Here is a 19379-nt window from a genome sequence, read left to right on the forward strand (position 1 = left end):
AAGTCCGTGTCTACCACCAACAGCGCATCTGCAGCCTGGCTCACGCAGGAGGCTTTTGACCGCCTGAAGGCAGAGCTGGACCACCTTTCCGGCGCTGGCCGGGCGGAGATCGTCCAGAAGATTGAAGCAGCCCGGCAAGAGGGGGACCTCAAGGAAAACGGGGGCTACCACGCTGCCAAGGAGGAACAGGGCAAGATTGAGGCCCGCATCCGCCAGCTGACGGCACTCCTTCGCGACGCGCACGTGGGTGAGGCCCCGGCCGATGACGGCATCGTGGAGCCCGGCATGATCGTGGTGGCCAGGATCGCCGGCGACGAAGAGACCTTCCTGCTCGGCTCCCGTGAAATTGCGGGCGGCTCGGACCTGGACGTGTTCAGCGAGAAGTCCCCGCTTGGTGCTGCCATTCTCGGCCACAAGGAGGGCGACACCCTCAGCTACGTGGCGCCCAACGGCAAGGACATCAAGGTGGAGATCCTCTCCGCCAAGCCCTACACGGGCTAGCACCAGCGCAACCGAAACGGCGGCCTCCCTGGCAGGGACGGCCGCCGTTTTCGCTTTAATCCCGGCGTGTGCGGCGCACCTGCATCCTGCGTCAGTATCCCCTGGCTGCCGGTACGTGGCGTGGACGAAGAAGAAGCGCTGCCACCACTCCCCCGGCAGCACCGCCGAGGTGGGCCTGCCAGCTGATGTAGCCTGCCACGAACGGCAGGACGCCCAGCAGGATGCTCCCGTAGCCCATGAAGAGGACCACGGCGAGCAGGATCTGCCGCCAGCTGCGGTTGAAGAAGCCCCGCACCAGGAGGAACGAGAAAAGGCCGAAGACCAGGCCTGAGGCGCCCACGGTCACGCCGTCGCCGATCAACCACACGGTGAGCCCGCTGCCCAGCCAGCTGAAGGCCAGGGCGGTCAGGAACACCCGGAGCCCGGAGAGGAACACCAGGAAGCCGAAGATGATCAGCGGCAGGCTGTTGGAGAGCAGGTGGTTCAGGTTCGCGTGCAGGAGCGGAAAAGTGAAGATATCCAGCAGCCCGTCCGCGCTCCTGGGCCGCAGCCCGAATGTCCGGTTGAGCGCACCCAGCATCAGGCTGTTGGCCAGCTCGAGGACAAAGAGCAAAGCCACGAACCCGCCCAGTACCAGCAACCCGCCCCTGGCCCGGGAGGCGACGGCCTGCCGTTCCGGACGGCGCCCGTTACCCATCGGTCCGGCCATGGCCGTTCCTAGTGCACAACGATCGGCTGGAAGCCTTCGGCGCGGAGCGCGCTGAGGACCTGTTCGCCGTGCTGGTGGCCCTTGGTTTCCAGGTTTACGGTGATGGAGACGTCTCCCATGCTGATCGAGCCGCCCACCCTGGTGTGGTCAAGTCCGGTGACGTTGGCGTCGTTTTCGGCGATGATGCGGGCGATCGTGGCCAGTGAACCGGGACGGTCATCGAGCATCATCCGCACGGTCATGTAGCGGCCTGCTGCGGAGAGGCCGCGCTGGATGACCTTGAGCATCAGCATCGGGTCGATGTTGCCGCCGGAGAGCACCACCGCGGTGGTGCCCGGGTTCTCGATCTTGCCGTCCATCAAGGCGGCCACGCCGACGGCGCCGGCGGGCTCCACCACCATCTTGGCCCGCTCGAGCAGGAAGATCAGCGCGCGGGCCAGCGAGTCCTCGCTGACGGTGACAACATCGTCGACGAGTTCCCGGATGATGCTGAACGGCAGCTGCCCCGGGCGTCCGACGGCGATGCCGTCCGCCATGGTGGACACCTTTTTCAAGGGCACCAGCGCGTCTGCCGCCAGCGACGGCGGGTAGGCGGCGGCGTTTTCGGCCTGCACACCGATGATGCGGATCTCCCGGCCCAGTTCCCTTGCCCGTGCCTTGATGGCGACGGCGACCCCAGCCAGGAGCCCGCCGCCGCCAACCCCCATCAGGACGGTGTCCACGTTGGGCACCTGCTCGAGGATCTCCAGACCCAGCGTGCCCTGGCCCGCCACGACGTCAACGTTGTCGAAGGGGTGGACGAACACCGTTCCCGTCTCGTTGCTGTAGCGCTGGGCTTCCGCCAGCGCCTCGTCCACGTTGTGGCCGTGCAGGACCACTTCAGCGCCGTGGCTGCGGGTTGCGGCAAGCTTGGGCAGCGCCACACCCAGCGGCATGTAGATGCGGGCCTTGATGCCCAGGCTCTTCGCGGCGACGGCGACGCCTTGCGCATGGTTGCCGGCGGAAGCTGCCACCACCCCGCGCTTTTTCTCTTCCGGCGACAGGCGTGCCATCCGCACGTAGGCCCCGCGGACTTTGAACGAACCGGCACGCTGCAGGTTTTCGCATTTGAAGTAGACGTCCCCGCCCACCATGTTTCCCAGCGCCCGCGATGACTCAACGGGCGTACGCGCAATAATCCCGTCAAGCAGCTTCTGCGCCTCCAGGACATCGTCCAGTGTGACGGGAAGGGTTTCAAGGATTTTCACGGACTATTCTCCTCTGGGTTCGGCCCCGTTGCCCGGTCGGGAGGCGGTGCGGGCATCGCGGTGTTCAGTTGTGGTGCCGGCCCGGTCGTTCCCGGCATCGGATGCGGCCGGCGGTTCAACGTCCTCAATGGTGTTGTCCGGGCCGGCTCCGGCCGTAACGGGCTTTCCGGCAATTACCGGCACCTGTTCATGTTCCCACGTTCTCGCGGCGATGTAGCGAACGGCCGAGTTTGCTACGGCCAGGATGGGCACGGAGAACAGCGCGCCCGGGATGCCGGCGAGGTAGGAGCCCGCCGCCACGCTCAGGATCACGGCAACGGGATGGAGCGAGACCGCCTTGCCCATGACCAACGGCTGCAGGATGTGTCCCTCAAGCTGCTGGACCAGCAGCACGATTCCCAGCATGACCAGCGCGTTGACCGGACCGTTGGCCACCAGTGCCAGCAGCACTGCCACGACGCCGGTGACCAAGGCGCCCACCACCGGGATGAAGGAGCCGAGGAAGACCAGGACGCCCAGGGGCAGCGCCAGGGGAACGCCGATGATCGCAGCACCCACACCGATACCGATGGCGTCGACAGCTGCGACGAACATCTGGATGCGGGCATAACTGACCATTGATGCCCAGCCCTTGCGGCCAGCGCCAAAGGCCGCCGCCCGGGCTTTCCGGGGAAGCAGCCGGACCAGGAAGGCCCAGATCCGGTCCCCTTCAAGGAGGAAGAAGATCAGGATGAAGAGCGCCAGGAGCATTCCGGCCGCGAAGTGTCCGGCGGTGCTGCCGAAGGACAGGGCGCCGCTGAGGATGCTGCTGCTGTTGTTCTGCAGCGCATCGCTGGCTTCCTTCACGTACTGGTCGATCTGGGCGGCGGTCAGGTGGAGCGGGCCGGCCGACAGCCAGTCCTGGACCTGGCGCACGCCTTCAAGCGCCTGGGACCAGAGCTCGCCAAAGCCGACGATGAGTTGCCGCCCGACCAGCGCCAGCGCCCCTGCGATCACCCCGATGAAACCCAGGACGGTCACAGCCACGGCCAGGCCGGCGGGCAGGCCGCGCCGCTTCAGCCACGCGGTGACCGGGCTCAGCAGCCCGGCAAGGAGCGCGGCCACCATCACCGGGATGAGCAGGAGGGTGACGTGGCTGAGCAGCCACACCAGGGTTCCGGCCATCAGGAGGATCAGCCCCAGGCGCCAGGACCAGGACGCGGCAATGCGCACGCCGTAGGGGATGTCCTTGTCGAGTTCACGGTCCGTCAGGACCCGCAGCGGCGCAGCGGAAACCTGCGCGGAAGATTGCCTTGCCTGGGTAACGTCGTCCTCGTTTGGCCTCATAAGCCAATACTTCCGCAGCCGTCCGCTAATGGGAAACTAGCGGCCGCCCGTGGCGGGCACGTAATCGATCCCCCATTCCATGCTGAACGACTCCCCCGGCGGCAGCCACCTCAGCCCGTCACCGGAGTTGAACGCGTTCGCCGGCCCGGTCATCGGCTCCACAGCAACGGCACGGGTGCGGCCGGGATAGACCGTGCTCACGTAGATGTGGACGTAACGGCAGGATTCGTCCTGCCACAAGGCCACCTGGCTGCCGTCCGCGGCAGCCAGCACGTGCCGGGCCTTGCCGGCCTCGTATCGAAGATCCGTGAGGGCAACGTCAATGGCCAGGTCGGCGATGCGCCCGCCCGAACGGAAATCTGCGTCGCCCTCGACCGGCGCTGAACTGCGGGGAATCAGCCGCTCGTCGGTTACGAGACGGGTGCCGGCAGCAACCGTCAGGACCAGATCCTCAACGGGGGTGTCCCCCAGCCGCAGGTAGGGGTGGGCGCCCAGGATAAACGGTGTCGGCGCCGCCGAGTCGTTTGCCAGGGTTTGCCGGACCCTCAGGCCCAGGTCTTCGGAGAGTTGGTAGTCGACGCGGTGCCGGGCGAGGAACGGGTAGCCATGCTGCGGAAAAATAGTGGCTTCCAGCGACACCGAATGCTCCGACTGCCCGAGCGGCGTGTAGCCGGTGTTCCGCAGGAGGCCGTGGCTGGCGTTGTTGCGGCTGACTTCAGTGATGTCCAGTTGCTGCTTCTTGCCGTCCAGCAACCACTGCCCGTCCTCCACCCTGTTGGCCCAGGGTGCCATCGTGATGCCGGACCCGCCGGGCGGGATCTCGTCATCGCCGTAGGTCTCGGTGAGCAGGACCCCGGCGCGGGTGAATGAGCGGAGCCCGGCGGCGAGTTCGGTGACCACTGCGACGGCATCTCCGCGGCGAAGCTCGTATTGGCGGCCCGTCGCGCAGGTCCGGGGGCTGGCAGGGGCTGGAATTTCCGGGTTGGAAGACACTGTCATGCGCCTTACCGTACAACGGGGAGCGCCGCTCCTCCACCACACCCGCTTGTTACTTTTTGTTGTTAACTATTCATTATTGATCGCTTGTGGGAAGATTTCCCCATGACAGGGATCACCAGTACTACACTCTCGGACGGCCGCGAGCTGATCTATTTCGACGACGCCGGCAGCACTGCTTCCCGCGCCGCCCACCTGACGACGGACCACCGCGGCCTGCCGCCACGGGGTGAACCGGGCGAGATCCGTTTCGATGCATTGACGGACGAGTGGGTTGCCGTCGCCGCGCACCGCCAGACCCGCACCCACCTTCCGCCGGCGGACCAGTGCCCGATTTGCCCCACCACTCCCGGCAATGCATCGGAAATCCCCGCAGGGGACTATGACGTCGTCGTGTTCGAAAACCGCTTCCCCTCCCTTGGCCCGGCCCTGGGTCCGGTCCCCGCGGACCCGGCGTGGGGAACGAAGGGCCCCGCCTATGGCCGCTGCGAAGTGGTCTCCTTCACCCCGGAGCACACGGGGTCCTTCAGCGGCCTGAGCCCGGAACGGTCCCGCACGGTGATTGAAGCCTGGGCCCAGCGCACGGAGGCGCTGAGCGCCATGGCGGGGATCAAGCAGGTGTTCCCCTTCGAGAACCGCGGCGCGGATATCGGGGTCACGCTGCACCACCCCCACGGGCAGATCTACGCCTACCCCTACGTCACGCCCCGCGCCGGCGTCCTGGGTGCAGCGGCCCGGAAGTACTACGACTCGAAGGATGGCAAGGAAACCCTGACCGGCTCCCTGCTGCGGGCCGAACGCGAGGACGGCAGCAGGATGGTCCTGGAAGGCGCGAATTTCAGCGCGTACGTCCCCTTCGCAGCCCGCTGGCCCCTGGAAATCCACCTGGTGCCGCACCGCCACGTCCCGGACCTCGCCGCGCTGGACGGCGAGGAAAAGGACGAACTCGCGCACCTGTACCTTGATTTGCTCAAGCGCGTCGACGCCCTCTACCCCACCCCTACCCCGTACATTTCCGCCTGGCACCAGGCGCCCCTGGATGATGCCCTCCGGCCGGCCGGCTACCTTCATCTGCAGCTGACGTCTCCCCGCCGTGCCGCCGATAAGCTGAAGTATCTCGCCGGTTCGGAAGCAGCAATGGGCGCTTTCATCAACGACACCACGCCGGAAAGCGTAGCGGAGCGCCTGCGCAATGTCGCCGTCCCGCCGTCGTCCCAGCCTGTCCCCGCCCTGGCGGCCGCACCCGAAGGAGCCCCCGCATGAGCAACGCCCCCAGTCCCGGCACCGGTCCCGCCCCGGCCGGCACCGACGAGCTGACCGATCGCTTCAGCCGCGAGTTCGGCGGCCGGCCCGACGGCGTCTGGCAGGCCCCCGGCCGGGTAAACCTCATCGGTGAACATACCGACTACAACGAGGGATTCGTCCTTCCCTTCGCCATCGACCGGACGGCGCGCGTTGCGGTCGCAGCCCGCCCGGACTCCACCGTCCGCCTGCTGTCCACCTACGGGGACCACGGTGTCGTCACCGCGTCGGTGGGGTCGCTGCAGCCTGGAACCGCCAAGGGCTGGACCAAGTACCCCCTCGGTGTCATGTGGGCCTTGCGCGAACGCGGCATCGATATCCCCGGCGTGGACCTCCTGCTGGACTCCAACGTGCCGCTGGGTGCCGGCCTGTCGTCGTCGCACGCCATCGAGTGCGCCGTCATCTCCGCACTGAACGACCTCACCGGCGCCGGGCTGGAAGCGGAGGACATGGTCCTGGCCACCCAGCGGGCCGAAAACGACTTCGTCGGTGCGCCCACGGGCATCATGGACCAGTCAGCGTCCCTGCGGGGATCCAGAGGGCACGCGGTCTTCCTGGACTGCCGGAACCAGGAGGCCAGCCTGGTTCCGTTCGAGACCGAACCGGCCGGGCTGGTGCTGCTGGTCATCGACACCAAGGTTTCACACTCCCATTCCGACGGCGGTTACGCTTCCCGCCGGGCCTCGTGCGAACTCGGTGCCGAGGTACTTGGCGTTAAGGCGCTGCGTGACGTGGAGGTGGGTGATCTCGAGGAGGCGGCCGGGCTGCTTGACGAGGTCACGTTCCGCCGGGTGCGCCACGTAGTTACGGAAAACGACCGGGTACTCCAGACGGTGGAACTGCTGGGCCGCCAGGGCCCCTCAGCCATCGGCCCCTTGCTGGACGCCAGCCACGCGTCCATGCGCGACGACTTCGAAATCTCCTGCCCGGAACTGGACACGGCGGTGGACACCGCCCGGGCCAGCGGCGCCATCGGCGCCCGGATGACGGGGGGCGGCTTCGGCGGGGCAGCCATCGCGCTCACTCCGGTGGATGCCGAACAAAAGGTGCGCGACGCCGTCGCCAAGGCTTTCGCCGACGCCGGATTTGCCGCGCCGGACATCTTCACCGTCTCCCCTGCCGCGGGAGCCATGCGCATCGCCTAGGTGCGCCTGCTCCTTGCCGCCGGCAGCACTTAAAGACTGTGGGCCCCACCAGCTTGGTGGGGCCCGCAGTTGTTTGATTTACGACGGCGGGAGCTGCCGCAGTGCCTAGTCGTTACCCCGGAGGATGGCCAGCAGGCGGATGATCTCCACGTAGAGCCAGACCAGCGTTACGGTCAGGCCGAAGGCTGCAGTCCAGGAGAAGCGCTGCGGAGCGCCGCTGCGGACACCCGCCTCAATGCTGGTGAAGTCCATGATCAGGGAGAACGCGGCCAGGCCAATGGCCAGCAGGCCGATGAAGACCCCCAGCGGAATGCCGAAGATCTCAACGCTGCGCAGGCCGAAGGGCTGCTGCAGGACACCGGTCCACATCATCACCATGTTGACCAGGGCGAACACGGCATACCCGATGACGGCGATCATGAAGAACCGCATGGCCTTCGGGGTGGCGCGGACCTTGCCGCTCTTGAAGAGGACCAGGGTCACGGCGAACACCGACAGCGTGCCGATGACCGCCTGCAGGCCGACGCCCGGGAACTGCGTGTCCAGGATCCTGGTCAGGCCGCCGAGGAAGAGGCCTTCCAGGGCTGCGTAGGCAAGGATCAGGGCCGGCGAGGGCTGCTTCTTGAACGTGTTGACCAGGGCGAGCACGAAGCCGCCCAGGGCGCCGACGATCATGAGCATCGAGGCCAGGCCCAGCCCGACCGTGAGGGTGATGGCAGCGCCCACCAGGACGGCCCCAAGGCACGCTGCCGTCTTCATGATGACGTCGTCGAACGTCATCCGGCCGGTGTCTGCGGGTCCGGCCGAAGGCTGGCTGTACATCTGGCGCAGCTGCTCGTCGGTCATGCTCTGGGGCTGCGCGTTCCAGCCCTGCTGGCCGTAGGGTGCCTGGCTGTACGGCTGCTGGCCATACTGTGCCTGGCCATAGGGAGCACCGTAAGGAGCCTGCGGTACAGGCGGTGCCTGGGTGGCTCCACGGAAACTCTTTCCGTTGAAGATCGGGTTGCCGCCAAGTGCCATTGCGGGGTTCCTCCATGTTGGGTGTGGGTGATGTACTTTTCGTTACGCTACCAATCCCACGTCGGGCTTCTCCCGAAAGTTCCCGCAGCAGCGGCTCCGCAACCTAACCGTGACTCTTGGGCTCCCGGCCGGGGCCGGGCGGCTGCCCGGAGCCCGGCGCCCGGCGCCCGGCGCCCTACCCGACGCCCAGGTAGGCCTCCTTCACGGCGGGATCCTCCAGGAGTTCCTTGCCGGTGCCGCTGTGCGTGATCTCGCCGGTCTCCAGCACGAATGCCCGGTGGGCTCCGGCCAGCGCCTGGTTGGCGTTCTGCTCCACCATCAGGACAGTGGTGCCCTGGTTGTTGATCTCCTTGATGATCTTGAAGATCTGGCGGATGAACTGCGGCGCCAGCCCCATGGATGGCTCATCGAGCAGCAGCAGCTTCGGGTTGGACATCAACGCCCGGCCAATGGCCAGCATCTGCTGCTCGCCACCGGACATGGTGCCGCCGAACTGCTTTTCGCGTTCCTTCAGCCGGGGAAACAGGTCGAAGACGCGCTCCAGGTCCTTGGCTACGCCGCTCCTGTCCTTGCGGCCAAAAGTTCCCATATCCAGGTTTTCCATGACGGTCATGCCCGGGAAGATGCCGCGTCCCTCCGGTGCCTGGGAGATCCCGTGGACCACCCGGATGTGTGCCTTCATCTTTGTGATGTCCTGGCCGGCGAAGGTGATCGTGCCTTCCGAGCAGTTGAGCAGTCCGGAGATGGTCCGCATGGTGGTGGTCTTGCCCGCGCCGTTGGCCCCGATCAGGGCCACCACTTCCCCCTCATTGACCGTGAAGGACATGTCCCGCAGGGCCTGGATGCGGCCGTAGTGGACGGACACTCCTTTGAGTTCAAGCAACGTCATCTTCGGGCTCTCCCAGGTAGGCGGCAATAACACGCGGGTCTTCACGGATTTCACGGGGCAGTCCGTCCGCGATCTTCTTGCCGAATTCCAGCACCACGATCCGGTCCGTCACTCCCATGACGAGCTTCATGTCGTGCTCAATCAGCAGCACGGTGTAGCCCTCATCCCTGATGGTGCGGATGAGGGCCATGAGCTCCTCTTTCTCCGCGGGGTTGAAGCCGGCCGCAGGTTCGTCAAGGCACAGCACCTTGGGATCGGTGGCCAGCGCCCGGGCGATCTCCAGCCGCCGCTGGTAACCGTACGGCAGCTGGCGGGACAGCACATGCGCATGGCTGCCGATCCCCACAAAATCCAGCAGCGCCATCCCGCGCTCAATGGCCGACTTTTCTTCCCGGATGTGCGTGGGCAGGCGAAGCAAAGCCCCGCCCACACTGGTGCGGTGCCGGGCATCCAGGCCCACCACCACATTCTCCAGCGCGGTCATCTCGCCGAACAGCCGAATGTTCTGGAACGTGCGCGACAGGCCCAGGCGCGTGATCTTGTGCTGCTTGATGCCGTTCAGGACCTGGCCCTCCAGCACCACTTTGCCGCTGGTGGGTTTGTAGACACCCGTCATGGCGTTGAAGCAGGTGGTCTTTCCCGCACCGTTGGGGCCGATAAGCCCCAGGATCTCTCCGCGCTTGATGTTGAAACTGATATTGTCCAGGGCCACGAGGCCGCCGAACTTGATGGTCAGGTTCTGCACCTCCACGATGTTGTCGCCGACTTTGACCGCGATGTCGCGGTCGGGCGCCACCTTCTCGGCCAGTTCCTGGTCCACCCCGGCTTCCGCCAGGGCTTCCATGTCCAGCTCAGGGGCGACAGGTGTCCCCGGGGTCTCCTGCGCCGGCTGTTCCTCCACGCTGCTGGACCCGGCGTGCCTTTCCTCGGAGCTCATGCCTCCGCCCCTCTCTCGCCGGCCGCGCGGGAATCCGTGCCCGCCGGCGGCTTGTCCGTGTCTTTGGGTTCCATGGCGTCCCGGTTGGTGACCTTGTTCAGGGCCGTCCGGCCGTAGGCGAGCAACCGTTGTCGGGCAGGAAGCAGGCCCTGGGACCGGAAGATCATGATCAGCACCAGCGCGATGCCGAAGATCAGGTACTTGTACTCGGCAATGGCCGTGAACCTGAGCGGAATGTAGCTGACCAGGGCCCCGCCAAGGATGGCGCCTACCTTGTTGCCTGCGCCGCCCAGCACGACGGCTGCGAGGAACAGGATGGAGGTGGTGACGTCGAACTTCTGGTTGTTGACGAACCCGACCTGCCCGGCGAAAAGAGCGCCGGAGAGGCCACCGATGGCGGCGCCAATGGCGAAGGCCCACACCTTGTACTTGAAGGTGGGAACACCCATGATTTCGGCGGCGTCCTCGTCCTCGCGGATGGCGATCCAGGCCCGGCCCACCCGGCTTCGTTCCAGGTTGCCCACCAGGAGGGTAACGATGATGATGATGGTCAGCGTCAGCCAGTACCAGGGCACGCCGTTGGAGTTGGAAAAGATGGGCGTGCCGTCAGCCTCGGTACCCGGCGGGTGGCCGACGTTCTGGAAGCCAACCTGGCCCTTCATGGCGGGGATGATCGTGGCCAGGATGCGGATGATCTCGCCGAAGCCAAGCGTCACGATGGCGAGGTAGTCGCCCCTGAGGCGCAGGGTGGGCACGCCCAGCATGACGCCGAAGAACATGGTGACCGCCATGGCCAAAGGAAGCGTCCAGAGGTACGGGATGTGGAGGTAGGGCGAATCCGGGCTGGTCAGCATGGCGGCAACATAGGAACCCACCGCAAAGAAGGCAACGTACCCCAGGTCCAGGAGCCCGGCGTAGCCCACCACGACATTCAGACCGACGGCGATCAGCGCAAAGCGTGCCATGTCGAAGCAGGCCAGGGCGAAGTTGTTTCCCGGCTCGGTGGTGATGATCGGCGGGTTGATCAGCGGGAGCAGGTAGGCCAGTACTACAACGATCACCAAAAAAGCCCACTGCTGCTGGCGGGACAATGCGTGCCAGCGGTCGGAGAAGTATCCGGGCTTGCGTTTCCCCCGCTCGCGCAGGTCGCTTCTTCCCGCGGCCTTCGACGAGGCTTCGCGGTCCTCTGCTGCCTGCTCGGCTGCAGCGGTCTGCAGCGGCGTGGGGCCATCCGTCATGCTCATGCTTTGCTCCTTCCAAGGGAGGTTCCGAGGATGCCTTCCGGCCGCAGCAGCAGCACGAGGACCAGCACCACGAACGCGACGACGTCGGTCCACTGGGAGTTGCCCAGCAGGATCTGCCCGTAGTTGCCGATCAGGCCGAGCAGCAGGCCGCCGAGCAACGCGCCACGAACGTTGCCGATGCCACCGAGCACCGCCGCCGCGAACGCCTTGATACCCAGGACGAACCCACCGCTGTACTGGACACCGGACGGGATTTTCATGACGTAGAACAAGGCGGCGGCTCCCGCGAGCAGGCCTCCGATGACGAAGGTGGTAATAATGATGCGCTCTTTGTTGACGCCCATCAACGTTGCCGTGTCCGGATCCTGGGCGACAGCGCGGATGCCGCGGCCGGTGCGTGACTTGCTGATGAACCGGTCGATGCCCACCATCATGATGACTGCGGCGATGATGATCACCAGTTGCTGCGAATCGATGATGGTGCCGAAGACGTCGAAGATGGGGGTGGGCCGGAACATCGTCAGCGCCAGTTCGGGGCTGGGTCCGCGCCACAGGTAGATGAGGTACTGGATGGTGAACGACGCACCGATGGCGGTAATCAGGAACACCAGGCGGGGGGCGTTCCTGTTACGGAGCGGCTTGTAGGCAATGCGCTCCAGCAGGAAGGCTGTCACGGCCGAGGCAACCATGGCCAGGACAAGCGCCAGCAGCAGGTTGAGAATGATGGCCCAAATGTCCAGCCTGGGAACCGATGGACCGAAGCCAAGGCCGCTGAGGGTGAAGAAGACTGCGTAGCAGCCGACGATGAACACTTCCGAGTGGGCGAAGTTGATCAGGTTGAGCACACCGTAAACCAGCGTGTAGCCCAGCGCTACGAGAGCGTAAATGGCCCCGAAGGTGAGGCCGTCAAAGGTGGCACTCCAGAAGTTCTCGGCCAGCGAGGGGACGTCGAAGGTGATCCAGTCGTTTTCCGTCGGGAGTAGTGGGACAAGAGAGGGAAGCATGGGAACATCCTGATCCAGTTGCACGCGGCCTTGTGGGCCCGGCCGTGGGACTTATGTCTATTGACCTGGTTTGGTCACGGGCTGCTGCCGAGCGAAGAAAAGGCTGTGGGGGCCTGCTGATGCTGGCCCCCACAGCCGATTCCCGCCGTTTCGGCTACTCCCCGATCGGGCCGACGGGAACGATCTTTCCGTTCTCCACCTTGTAGCCGTACACCGTTGGGGCCTGGAGCTCGCCCTTGGCATCCCACTTGTAGTGCTTGCTCAGCCCGTCCTTGTCATAGTTCTTGACCCAGGAGAGCAGGTCCGCGCGGCTCTGCTTGCCCGCATCAATACCGGACAGGAGGACGGTGGCGGCGTCGTAGCCCTCGATGGAGTAGGTACCGGGCTCCGCGCCCTTGGAGACTTCCTTGTAGGCCGAGGCGAAATCGGGGATCAGTTCACCCGGGAGGCACGGGCAGGTGAAGTAGGCGTTGTTCGAAGCGTCGCCTGCCTGCTTGATGAACTGGTCATCCTTCACGCCGTCGGGGCCCACGAACGTGCCGGTGAAGCCCTTGCCCACAAGCTGCTGGGCAAACGGCGCACCCTCTGCGTAGTAGCCGGCGTAGTACACTGCGTCGGCCTTGGCGTTCATGATCTTGGAAATGACAGCCGAGAAATCCTTCTGGCCGGTGGTCACCTTTTCCGTACCTGTCAGGGCGCTGCCCAGGCCGGCCGATGTGGAGGTTCCCAGGCCGATGCCGTAGTCGGAGTCGTCCTGGACCAGGTACACCTTCTTGGCCCCGAGCTTGCCGGTAAGGAACTTGGCGGCTGCAGGGCCCTGGACGGCGTCGTTGCCGAGGCCCCGGAAGAAGGTGGTCCAGCCGTTCTCGGTGAGGCTCGGGTTGGTTGCAGACGGCGTGATGTGGACCAGTCCCTTCTGCTCGAAGATGTTGCCCGTGGCCTTGGATTCACCCGAGAACGGGAGGCCGATGACGCCGATGATGTCCGTCTCGCTGACCATCTGGGTGACCGGGCCGGTGGCCTTGTTCGGGTCGCCTTCGGTATCGAACTTCTTGAACTGGACCTGGCAGCCGGGGTTGGCCTTGTTGTGCTGGTCGATGGCCAGCTGGATGCCGTTGAAGATGTTGACGCCGAGCTGGGCGTTGGGGCCGGTCTGCGCTCCGGCGTAGGCGATCGTGGTGCTGGCAGGGCAGGTTGCCTTGCCGTCGCCGGCCGGCTTCACCGCGCCGGACGGGACGTCCACTTTCGAGATGGCAGGGATGTTCACCTTGTTGGACGCGCCCGAGCTCTCGCCGGTGCTGGGACCCGACGGGTTGGCGCAGGCCGAAAACAGCATGCTGACTGTGGCTGCTGCCGCCAACGAGGTGAGGACTTTCTTTCGGTACATGTGTCTGCCTTCCGAAACAGGGCCATGCGATGCGTATGCGGAAACGTAGGGGCGCCTCGGCGCCCATGGTGAAACCAGGTGTTCCTGATTTAGCTTCAAGCTAGTGCATAGACAGCAGGGAAACTAAGTGACTGAGGTCACAGCCTTATAACAGTCGTTTCCTATGTGGAATTAAATGCCGGAAGCCGCCTGCATCGCAGGCGGCTTCCGGGCGGCGGGCCCCTTGAGGGCTCTTGCCGCGATGTACCCCAGGTGGGACTCGAACCCACAACACGCGGATTTTAAGTCCGATGCCTCTGCCAATTGGGCTACTGGGGCGCCGGGTCAATGGTACCTGTCCAAGGGGCCCGGGCTGGAAACGCCGACGGCGGCCGGCCCCCAAAAAGGGACCGGCCGCCGTCGTACGTCTGATGGCACCTGCAGTGATGGCTACTTGGCGTTGGCAGGCACCGTTTCCTTCGGCGCGGCAGCAGCCGTTGAACCGGAGCCGCCGGCCGGGACGGCCGCCGGGGCGGCAGCGGGCTTCGGAGCCGGGGTGGCTGCGGCCACGAAGGCACCGCGCGGGTTGTCCAGGTCCAGCAGCTGGGTGGTGTCGCGTCCGGCGAAGAAGCTGATGATCCAGTTGAAGATCACGCGGAACTTGCGCTCGAAGGTAGGCATCGCCATGCCGTGGTAGCCGCGGTGTGCCAGCCAGGCGAGCGGCCCCTTGAGGCCGATGCGGCCGAGGAGGTTGATGTTGGCAACGCCCTTCCATTCACCGAATCCGGCCACGGCACCGAGGTTCTTGTGCTTGTAGTCGGCCAGCGGCTTGTCCCAGCGCGACGCCCACAGGTTCTTGGCGAGGCGCTTGGCCTGGCGAAGGGCGTGCTGGGCGTTCGGGACGCAGGTGCCGTCCGGCAGGCCCTTGCCGGTGAGGTCGGGAACGGCGGCGATGTCTCCGGCGGCCCAGGCGTTCTCCACGATGCCCTCGTCTCCGGCAATGCGGAGGTCGGGCAGGACGCGGACGCGGCCGCGGGGTTCGAGCGGGAAGTCGGTGGAGCGGACCATCGGGTTGGCCTGCACGCCGGCCGTCCACACCAGGGTGTCGGCCTCGAATTCCTGCGCGGGGGTCTTGTCCGGGAGGTTGATCAGCTTGAGGGTGCCCTCTGCGCTGTCCAGGGAGGTGTTCAGGAGGACCTCGATGCCGCGGCTGCGCAGGTGCTCAACCACCCAGTCGGCCTGCTTCGCGGTGACCTCGGGCATGATGCGGCCCATGGCTTCGACCAGGACGAAGCGGACTTCCTCCTGCTTGATGCGCGGGTTGTTGCGCACGGCGGCGCGGGCGAGGTCTTCCATCTCGGTGATGCACTCGATGCCGGCGAAGCCGCCGCCGACCACCACGAAGGTGAGGGCCCGGGCGCGGGCAACGGGGTCGGTCATGGTGGAGGCAACCTCAATGCGCTCCAGGAGCTTGTTGCGCAGCGCAACGGCTTCCTCGATGGTCTTCAGGCCGATGCCCTTGTCCGCAAGCCCCTTGATGGGGAAGGTGCGGGTGATGGCGCCGGCCGCAAGGACGACGTCGAAGTAGGGAACCTCGAAGTTCTCGCCGCCGTCGGCCGGAGCCACGACAGCAGTGCGGTTGACGTGGTCGATGGAGGTGACGCGGCCCTGGATCAGTTCCGTCTGCTTGAGGTGCTGGCGGTGGGACACCACAGCGTGGCGGGCTTCGATGTTGCCGCCGGCCACCTCGGGAAGGAAGGGCTGGTAAGTCATGTAGGGCAGCGGATCGACGACGGTGACGATGCCACCGGCGTTCGCGATCTTCTTCTGCAGTTTCAGTGCTACGTACAGGCCGACGTACCCGCCGCCGACGACGAGTACCCGGGGACGGTCCTGGAGCTGTGGGGTGGTTGCCATGATTTAAGGATACAGGAGTTTGTGAAAATCTTCACTAGCCTCTGGCCCTCGTGCGTAACCTAGGGATTACGGCGGGAATCGACCCTTTCCACTACTCCCGTATCGGGGTCTTCGCGGGCGAGGGCCGGGTTCCGTGCGGCCCGGCGGAGCTGGACGGCGGCCGCTGCGATGATGGCCACGAACAGGATGGCAAAACCGATCACGACGGCGGCGCCGACGGCACTGTCCCGCTGGGAGGGAGCCTTGGCAGCGGGAACGGTTGCTTCCGGCAGCGTGGGTGCAGCGCTTGGCACCTGGGTGGGCGCGGGCTGCGGGGTTGCCGGAGCCGCGGGGTTGCCCCGCCTGTGGACGCGGATCCATTCGGCGATGGAACCCAGCGGGTTTGTTGCCACCTCGGGGACGTCGGCTTTGAGTGCGGCTTCGGCGTTGAGGATGCCGTAGCCGTACAGCGGGTCCTTGCCCGGTGCACCGGCATCCTTAGCCGTCGAAACGATCCGGTTGATCACCTGTTCGGCAGTCATGTCCGGCCACTTGGAACGGATCAACGCGGCCACGCCGGCCACGATGGGGGTGGACCCCGAGGTTCCGGCCCATTCGGCGTAGCTGCCGCCCGGAAGGCCGCCCACCAGGTTCTCGGCAGGCGCGGCAACGCCAATGCTGATTCCCTGGGAGGACGCGTCCACGCTTGCCACGTTCTTGCGGTCCAGTCCTGCCACGGTGAGCACGCCGGGAATGGTGGCCGGAGCGCCCACCTGCGTGTTGCCACCCACCCGGTTGCCGGCAGCGGCGACGATTACCACGTCCTTCTGCTCGGCATAGAGGAAGGCGGCGTCCCAGCTCTGCGGCCACTGGGGTGTGGTGCTGCCGAGCGATATGTTGATGACTTTGGCGCCGTTGTCCACGGCCCAGCGGACGGCTTCCGGGATTTGGTCCTGGTCGCTTTTGCCGGCGGGGTTGGGCGAGCCGAGCCAGGTGGATACGGACAGGATCTGCGCCTCCGGGGCCACCCCCATGATGCCGTCCGGCAGCGGGGCGGAGGGGCCCGGACTGGGGCTGGGAGTGGCGTTGGCAGGCTGGTGGCCGCGGCCGGCCAGCATGGTGGCGACGAGCGTCCCGTGCTCGGGCTTGGAACCAACGCTCTTCTGCCCGTCGGGCTGGCCGGAGCCGGAGGCGTCGTAGCCGCCGCTGACCGCGCCCTTCAGGTCCGGGTGCTGGGCATCGACGCCGCTGTCGATGACCGCCACCTTGACGTTCGCGCCCTTGGACACTTCCCAGGCCTTGGTGATGCCCGAATCGGCCAGCCAGTACTCCTTGTCCCGCCATTCGTCCGCCCTGGCCTGGGGAGCGGTGAACAGGCCGGCGCACAGGGTGCAGGCAGCCAGCAGCAGGGCCAGCAGGCCGGCCCCAGCCGGCGGAGGACTGTCGGTGCCAGTGATGTTGTCTGCATCCGGTTAGCCGATACTCAGCGCAATGCCGTCGAGGATGTCGTGCTCGCTTGCGGTGGCGGCAGTGATCCTCCCGCCGCTGAGCGCACCCACGCGTTCCAGGATCCGGCGCCACACCAGTCCCCCGGCGCCGATGACATCCACCCTTCCGGGATGCATGTAGGGCAGCGCGGCGCGTTTGTCCCGGCTCATGGTCAGCAGGTCGGTGGCGGCGGCCCGCACCTCATCAATGGGGAGTTCGGCGCCATGGATGACGTCAGGGCGGTATTCCGGCAGGCGGAGCGCGTGCGCTGTGATGGTGGTGATGGACCCGGCAACACCGACGACGGCGGTGGCGCGTTCCAGCGGCACGTCGCGTCCGGCGCGGGCAATGGCGGCGTCGACGTCCGCTTCTGCTGCGGAGATCTGTTCGGCAGTGGGAGGATCGTCCCGCAGGTGCCGTTCCGTCAGCCGCACGCAGCCAATGTCCACGGATTTTGCCGCCGTCACGCCGGCGGCGGTGCCGAGCACGAACTCGGTGCTCCCTCCGCCGAGGTCGACCACCAGCACTTCGTGGCCGTCGAGGATGGGCAGCACGCTGCTGGCCCCGGCGAAGGACAGCGCGGCTTCTTCGTCGCCGGAGATGACTTCCGGCTCCACTCCCAGCAGGTCCCTGATTCCGGCCACGAAGACGTCGCGGTTGCGGGCATCGCGGCTGGCGGAAGTTGCCACGAACCGGACCTTCGTTACGCCGTGTTCCCGGATCAGGCGGGCATAGTCGGCGGTGGCCGCGAAGGTCCGTTCCAGTGCTTCGGGCGCAAGTTCGCCGGTGGCGTCCACGCCCTGGCCCAGGCGCACGACGCGCATCTCCCGCACGACGTCGGTCAGGGCGGTGCTGCCCTTGCTGCGGTCGATGTCCGCGATCAGGAGCCGGATGGAATTGGTGCCGCAGTCGATGGCGGCGACGCGGGTCACTCGGCCGCCTTGCCGGAGCCGGCAGGCTTCCGCACGGAGCCGGCCTGCCAACGATGTCCGGCAGGCCCTGGGGCCCGTGCCGGCTGAGGTCCCTGGAGGGGGCCTCGCCGGTGGTGTCCCATGCTCCGTCGCAGTAGCACTTGTCGGCAGTCCACCATTCGCTGATCAGTTCCAGCGCCCTGTCGCCCAGCGGGTTGACGCCGCTGCCGGCCGCCAGGGAATGGCCCACCAGCACGTGCAGGCATTTGACGCGGGTGGGCATCCCGCCGGCCGAGACGCCGTCGATCTCCGGAACGGGGCCGATGCCCGAACGCCGGCCGATCGCTTCCCGGGCGGCGAGGTATTCCCCATGGGCGGAGCGGTAGGCCGCGGCAAGGACCGAATCGGCCGCGAGCTGGTCGTTCATGTCATTCATGACGCCTGCGGCTTCCAGCCGGGAAACGGCGGAGGTGATGACAGGGTGCGTCAGGTAGAAGGTTGTGGGGAACGGCGTGCCGTTGCTGAGCCGGGGTGCCGTGGCGGCGACCAGCGGGTTGCCGCAAACGCAGCGCGCCGGAATCTCCACGACATCGCGGACGGGACGCCCCAGTTGCCGGCTCAGTACTTCAAGGTCGCGTGCTGTTGGTTGGCGGGATTCGTCCCGGGCGGCTGCCGTGTTGTCTTCCACTGTCGCGGGCCGTCCTTCCTGTGCGGTTCAGTCTGTGGCCGCGCGCCTGATGGACTCCCACAGGGAATCCACCCACGGCAGATCGGCGGGGTCTTGTGCTGCTGCGCCGGTGGGGCTACTGCTTTCTCCGGCCGGCAAATCGCCGCCGAAGACCCAGTAGCCGGTTTCGCCCGGCATAACCATGTTAATGCGGTCGCGGGCCTGCTGCTTCACGTAGTTGGGGTCCTGCCAGCGGGAGACCTGCTGCCGGAGGACGTCACCTTCGGCCTGGCGTGCGGCGATATCGGCGTTCAGGGCGTCAATTTCCGCCTTCTTGTCGAAGAAGACCTTGACCGTGGGCGCGAGCATGATGGTGATGGCAATCATGACCACGGCCAGCGCCAGCATCCGCCCCGAGAAGGCCTTCGCCGGAACGGGCTGCGGCGCTTCGTCCTCGCCGGCGGGGGTACCGCCCGCGACGCTGCTCCCCTTGCTGCTTCGCTTGCCGGTGCTGCGCGCAGCCTTGGCCTGCCCCGCCGTCGGCCGGGCCGCCGTCGGCTTTTCCGCAGCAGCACCCCGTGATTCCCCCGCGCGTTCCTTGGATTCTCCTGCCGCGCGTTCCTTGCCCGGGCCGAAGTGGGCGCGGATGACGTCGGCGCCCTCGGCGGATTCCCCGGCAGAACGGTGGGGGGCGGCCTTGGGAACTTTGGGACGGCGGGTAGCCATGACAC

17 protein-coding genes, 1 tRNA gene and 1 pseudogene are annotated in these 19379 nt (G+C 66.4%); 3 read left to right on the top strand and 16 right to left on the bottom strand.

The annotated features are described in order from the left end of the window. Window positions 1-6: 6 nt before the first annotated feature. Window positions 7-501 carry a transcription elongation factor GreA gene (gene greA, locus AC2JAJ_RS01455; RefSeq protein ID WP_221383992.1) on the top strand — a complete coding sequence of 165 codons (495 nt, stop codon included), beginning with the start codon at window positions 7-9 and terminating at the stop codon, window positions 499-501. Window positions 502-592: 91 nt separating this feature from the next. On the opposite strand, the gene AC2JAJ_RS01460 is transcribed toward greA, so the two are convergent. From AC2JAJ_RS01460 to AC2JAJ_RS01475, 4 genes are read right to left on the bottom strand one after another with little or no spacing between them, the layout of a single operon-like run. Continuing rightward, window positions 593-1210 (bottom strand): rhomboid family intramembrane serine protease, encoded by a 618-nt coding sequence (locus AC2JAJ_RS01460; protein WP_221383993.1) that lies wholly within the window; start codon window positions 1208-1210, stop codon window positions 593-595. A gap of 8 nt (window positions 1211-1218) precedes the next feature. Beyond that, window positions 1219-2457 carry a threonine ammonia-lyase gene (ilvA, locus tag AC2JAJ_RS01465; RefSeq protein WP_221383994.1) on the bottom strand — a complete coding sequence of 413 codons (1239 nt, stop codon included), beginning with the start codon at window positions 2455-2457 and terminating at the stop codon, window positions 1219-1221. 3 nt (window positions 2458-2460) lie between these two features. After that, window positions 2461-3783 carry an AI-2E family transporter gene (locus AC2JAJ_RS01470; protein ID WP_501053312.1) on the bottom strand — a complete coding sequence of 441 codons (1323 nt, stop codon included), beginning with the start codon at window positions 3781-3783 and terminating at the stop codon, window positions 2461-2463. Between the two features lie 36 nt (window positions 3784-3819). Then, window positions 3820-4782, bottom strand: a complete 963-nt coding sequence (locus AC2JAJ_RS01475) for an aldose 1-epimerase family protein (RefSeq protein WP_486414549.1) — start codon at window positions 4780-4782, stop codon at window positions 3820-3822. A gap of 102 nt (window positions 4783-4884) precedes the next feature. Between AC2JAJ_RS01475 and galT the strand changes: the two genes are divergently transcribed. Both galT and galK read left to right on the top strand, forming a co-directional pair. Next, the gene (galT, locus tag AC2JAJ_RS01480; protein WP_221383997.1) at window positions 4885-6042 is read left to right on the top strand and encodes a galactose-1-phosphate uridylyltransferase; all 1158 of its coding nucleotides are present in this window, start codon (window positions 4885-4887) and stop codon (window positions 6040-6042) included. Then, complete coding sequence (galK, locus tag AC2JAJ_RS01485) at window positions 6039-7226, top strand: galactokinase (RefSeq protein ID WP_501053313.1); 1188 nt, start codon at window positions 6039-6041, stop codon at window positions 7224-7226. The genes galT and galK overlap by 4 nt, the downstream gene beginning before the upstream one ends. A 105-nt stretch (window positions 7227-7331) precedes the next feature. On the opposite strand, the gene AC2JAJ_RS01490 is transcribed toward galK, so the two are convergent. The 12 genes and pseudogenes from AC2JAJ_RS01490 to AC2JAJ_RS01545 form a co-directional block, all read right to left on the bottom strand. Continuing rightward, window positions 7332-8246: a Bax inhibitor-1/YccA family protein gene (locus tag AC2JAJ_RS01490; protein WP_221383999.1), complete on the bottom strand. Its 915-nt coding sequence runs from the start codon at window positions 8244-8246 to the stop codon at window positions 7332-7334. A gap of 175 nt (window positions 8247-8421) precedes the next feature. Next, window positions 8422-9135 carry an ABC transporter ATP-binding protein gene (locus tag AC2JAJ_RS01495; RefSeq protein WP_221384000.1) on the bottom strand — a complete coding sequence of 238 codons (714 nt, stop codon included), beginning with the start codon at window positions 9133-9135 and terminating at the stop codon, window positions 8422-8424. Then, window positions 9122-10072 (bottom strand): ABC transporter ATP-binding protein, encoded by a 951-nt coding sequence (locus AC2JAJ_RS01500; RefSeq protein ID WP_260323084.1) that lies wholly within the window; start codon window positions 10070-10072, stop codon window positions 9122-9124. Before AC2JAJ_RS01500 ends, AC2JAJ_RS01495 begins: the two co-directional genes overlap by 14 nt. After that, on the bottom strand, window positions 10069-11316 hold the full coding sequence (locus AC2JAJ_RS01505) for an ABC transporter permease subunit (protein ID WP_501053314.1): 1248 nt from the start codon (window positions 11314-11316) through the stop codon (window positions 10069-10071). The genes AC2JAJ_RS01500 and AC2JAJ_RS01505 overlap by 4 nt, the downstream gene beginning before the upstream one ends. Further along, window positions 11313-12320: a branched-chain amino acid ABC transporter permease gene (locus AC2JAJ_RS01510; RefSeq protein WP_486414545.1), complete on the bottom strand. Its 1008-nt coding sequence runs from the start codon at window positions 12318-12320 to the stop codon at window positions 11313-11315. Before AC2JAJ_RS01510 ends, AC2JAJ_RS01505 begins: the two co-directional genes overlap by 4 nt. Before the next feature lie 154 nt (window positions 12321-12474). After that, a complete protein-coding gene (locus AC2JAJ_RS01515; protein WP_486414544.1) occupies window positions 12475-13707 on the bottom strand; it encodes a branched-chain amino acid ABC transporter substrate-binding protein in 1233 nt (410 codons plus the stop codon). A 244-nt stretch (window positions 13708-13951) separates the two neighbouring features. After that, a tRNA-Leu gene (locus tag AC2JAJ_RS01520) sits at window positions 13952-14025 on the bottom strand. Window positions 14026-14136: 111 nt separating this feature from the next. Next, the gene (locus AC2JAJ_RS01525; protein ID WP_486414543.1) at window positions 14137-15603 is read right to left on the bottom strand and encodes an NAD(P)/FAD-dependent oxidoreductase; all 1467 of its coding nucleotides are present in this window, start codon (window positions 15601-15603) and stop codon (window positions 14137-14139) included. A gap of 59 nt (window positions 15604-15662) precedes the next feature. Further along, window positions 15663-17039, bottom strand: coding sequence for a S8 family serine peptidase (locus tag AC2JAJ_RS01530; protein ID WP_501053469.1), 1377 nt, complete (start codon window positions 17037-17039; stop codon window positions 15663-15665). A gap of 15 nt (window positions 17040-17054) precedes the next feature. Next, a complete protein-coding gene (locus AC2JAJ_RS01535; protein WP_486416758.1) occupies window positions 17055-18002 on the bottom strand; it encodes a Ppx/GppA phosphatase family protein in 948 nt (315 codons plus the stop codon). Beyond that, window positions 17999-18669 (bottom strand): annotated as a pseudogene (locus tag AC2JAJ_RS01540) (DUF501 domain-containing protein). Before AC2JAJ_RS01540 ends, AC2JAJ_RS01535 begins: the two are co-directional and overlap by 4 nt. 27 nt (window positions 18670-18696) lie before the next feature. Then, entirely contained in the window at window positions 18697-19374 is a 678-nt protein-coding gene (locus AC2JAJ_RS01545) for an FtsB family cell division protein (protein WP_486414541.1), read from the bottom strand. Between the last annotated feature and the right edge of the window lie 5 nt (window positions 19375-19379).

The organism is Arthrobacter sp. MOO21 (assembly GCF_057369995.2).

Excerpts from the sequence above, each read along its gene's own strand:
- galT (WP_221383997.1), top strand. The coding sequence starts at position 4,885 with ATGACAGGGATCACCAGTACTACACTCTCGGACGGCCGCGAGCTGATC.
- AC2JAJ_RS01545 (WP_486414541.1), bottom strand. The coding sequence starts at position 19,374 with ATGGCTACCCGCCGTCCCAAAGTTCCCAAGGCCGCCCCCCACCGTTCT.
- AC2JAJ_RS01525 (WP_486414543.1), bottom strand. The coding sequence starts at position 15,603 with ATGGCAACCACCCCACAGCTCCAGGACCGTCCCCGGGTACTCGTCGTC.
- AC2JAJ_RS01495 (WP_221384000.1), bottom strand. The coding sequence starts at position 9,135 with ATGACGTTGCTTGAACTCAAAGGAGTGTCCGTCCACTACGGCCGCATC.
- AC2JAJ_RS01475 (WP_486414549.1), bottom strand. The coding sequence starts at position 4,782 with ATGACAGTGTCTTCCAACCCGGAAATTCCAGCCCCTGCCAGCCCCCGG.
- AC2JAJ_RS01515 (WP_486414544.1), bottom strand. The coding sequence starts at position 13,707 with ATGTACCGAAAGAAAGTCCTCACCTCGTTGGCGGCAGCAGCCACAGTC.
- AC2JAJ_RS01510 (WP_486414545.1), bottom strand. The coding sequence starts at position 12,320 with ATGCTTCCCTCTCTTGTCCCACTACTCCCGACGGAAAACGACTGGATC.
- AC2JAJ_RS01490 (WP_221383999.1), bottom strand. The coding sequence starts at position 8,246 with ATGGCACTTGGCGGCAACCCGATCTTCAACGGAAAGAGTTTCCGTGGA.
- AC2JAJ_RS01470 (WP_501053312.1), bottom strand. The coding sequence starts at position 3,783 with ATGAGGCCAAACGAGGACGACGTTACCCAGGCAAGGCAATCTTCCGCG.
- AC2JAJ_RS01500 (WP_260323084.1), bottom strand. The coding sequence starts at position 10,072 with ATGAGCTCCGAGGAAAGGCACGCCGGGTCCAGCAGCGTGGAGGAACAG.
- AC2JAJ_RS01460 (WP_221383993.1), bottom strand. The coding sequence starts at position 1,210 with ATGGCCGGACCGATGGGTAACGGGCGCCGTCCGGAACGGCAGGCCGTC.
- galK (WP_501053313.1), top strand. The coding sequence starts at position 6,039 with ATGAGCAACGCCCCCAGTCCCGGCACCGGTCCCGCCCCGGCCGGCACC.
- AC2JAJ_RS01505 (WP_501053314.1), bottom strand. The coding sequence starts at position 11,316 with ATGAGCATGACGGATGGCCCCACGCCGCTGCAGACCGCTGCAGCCGAG.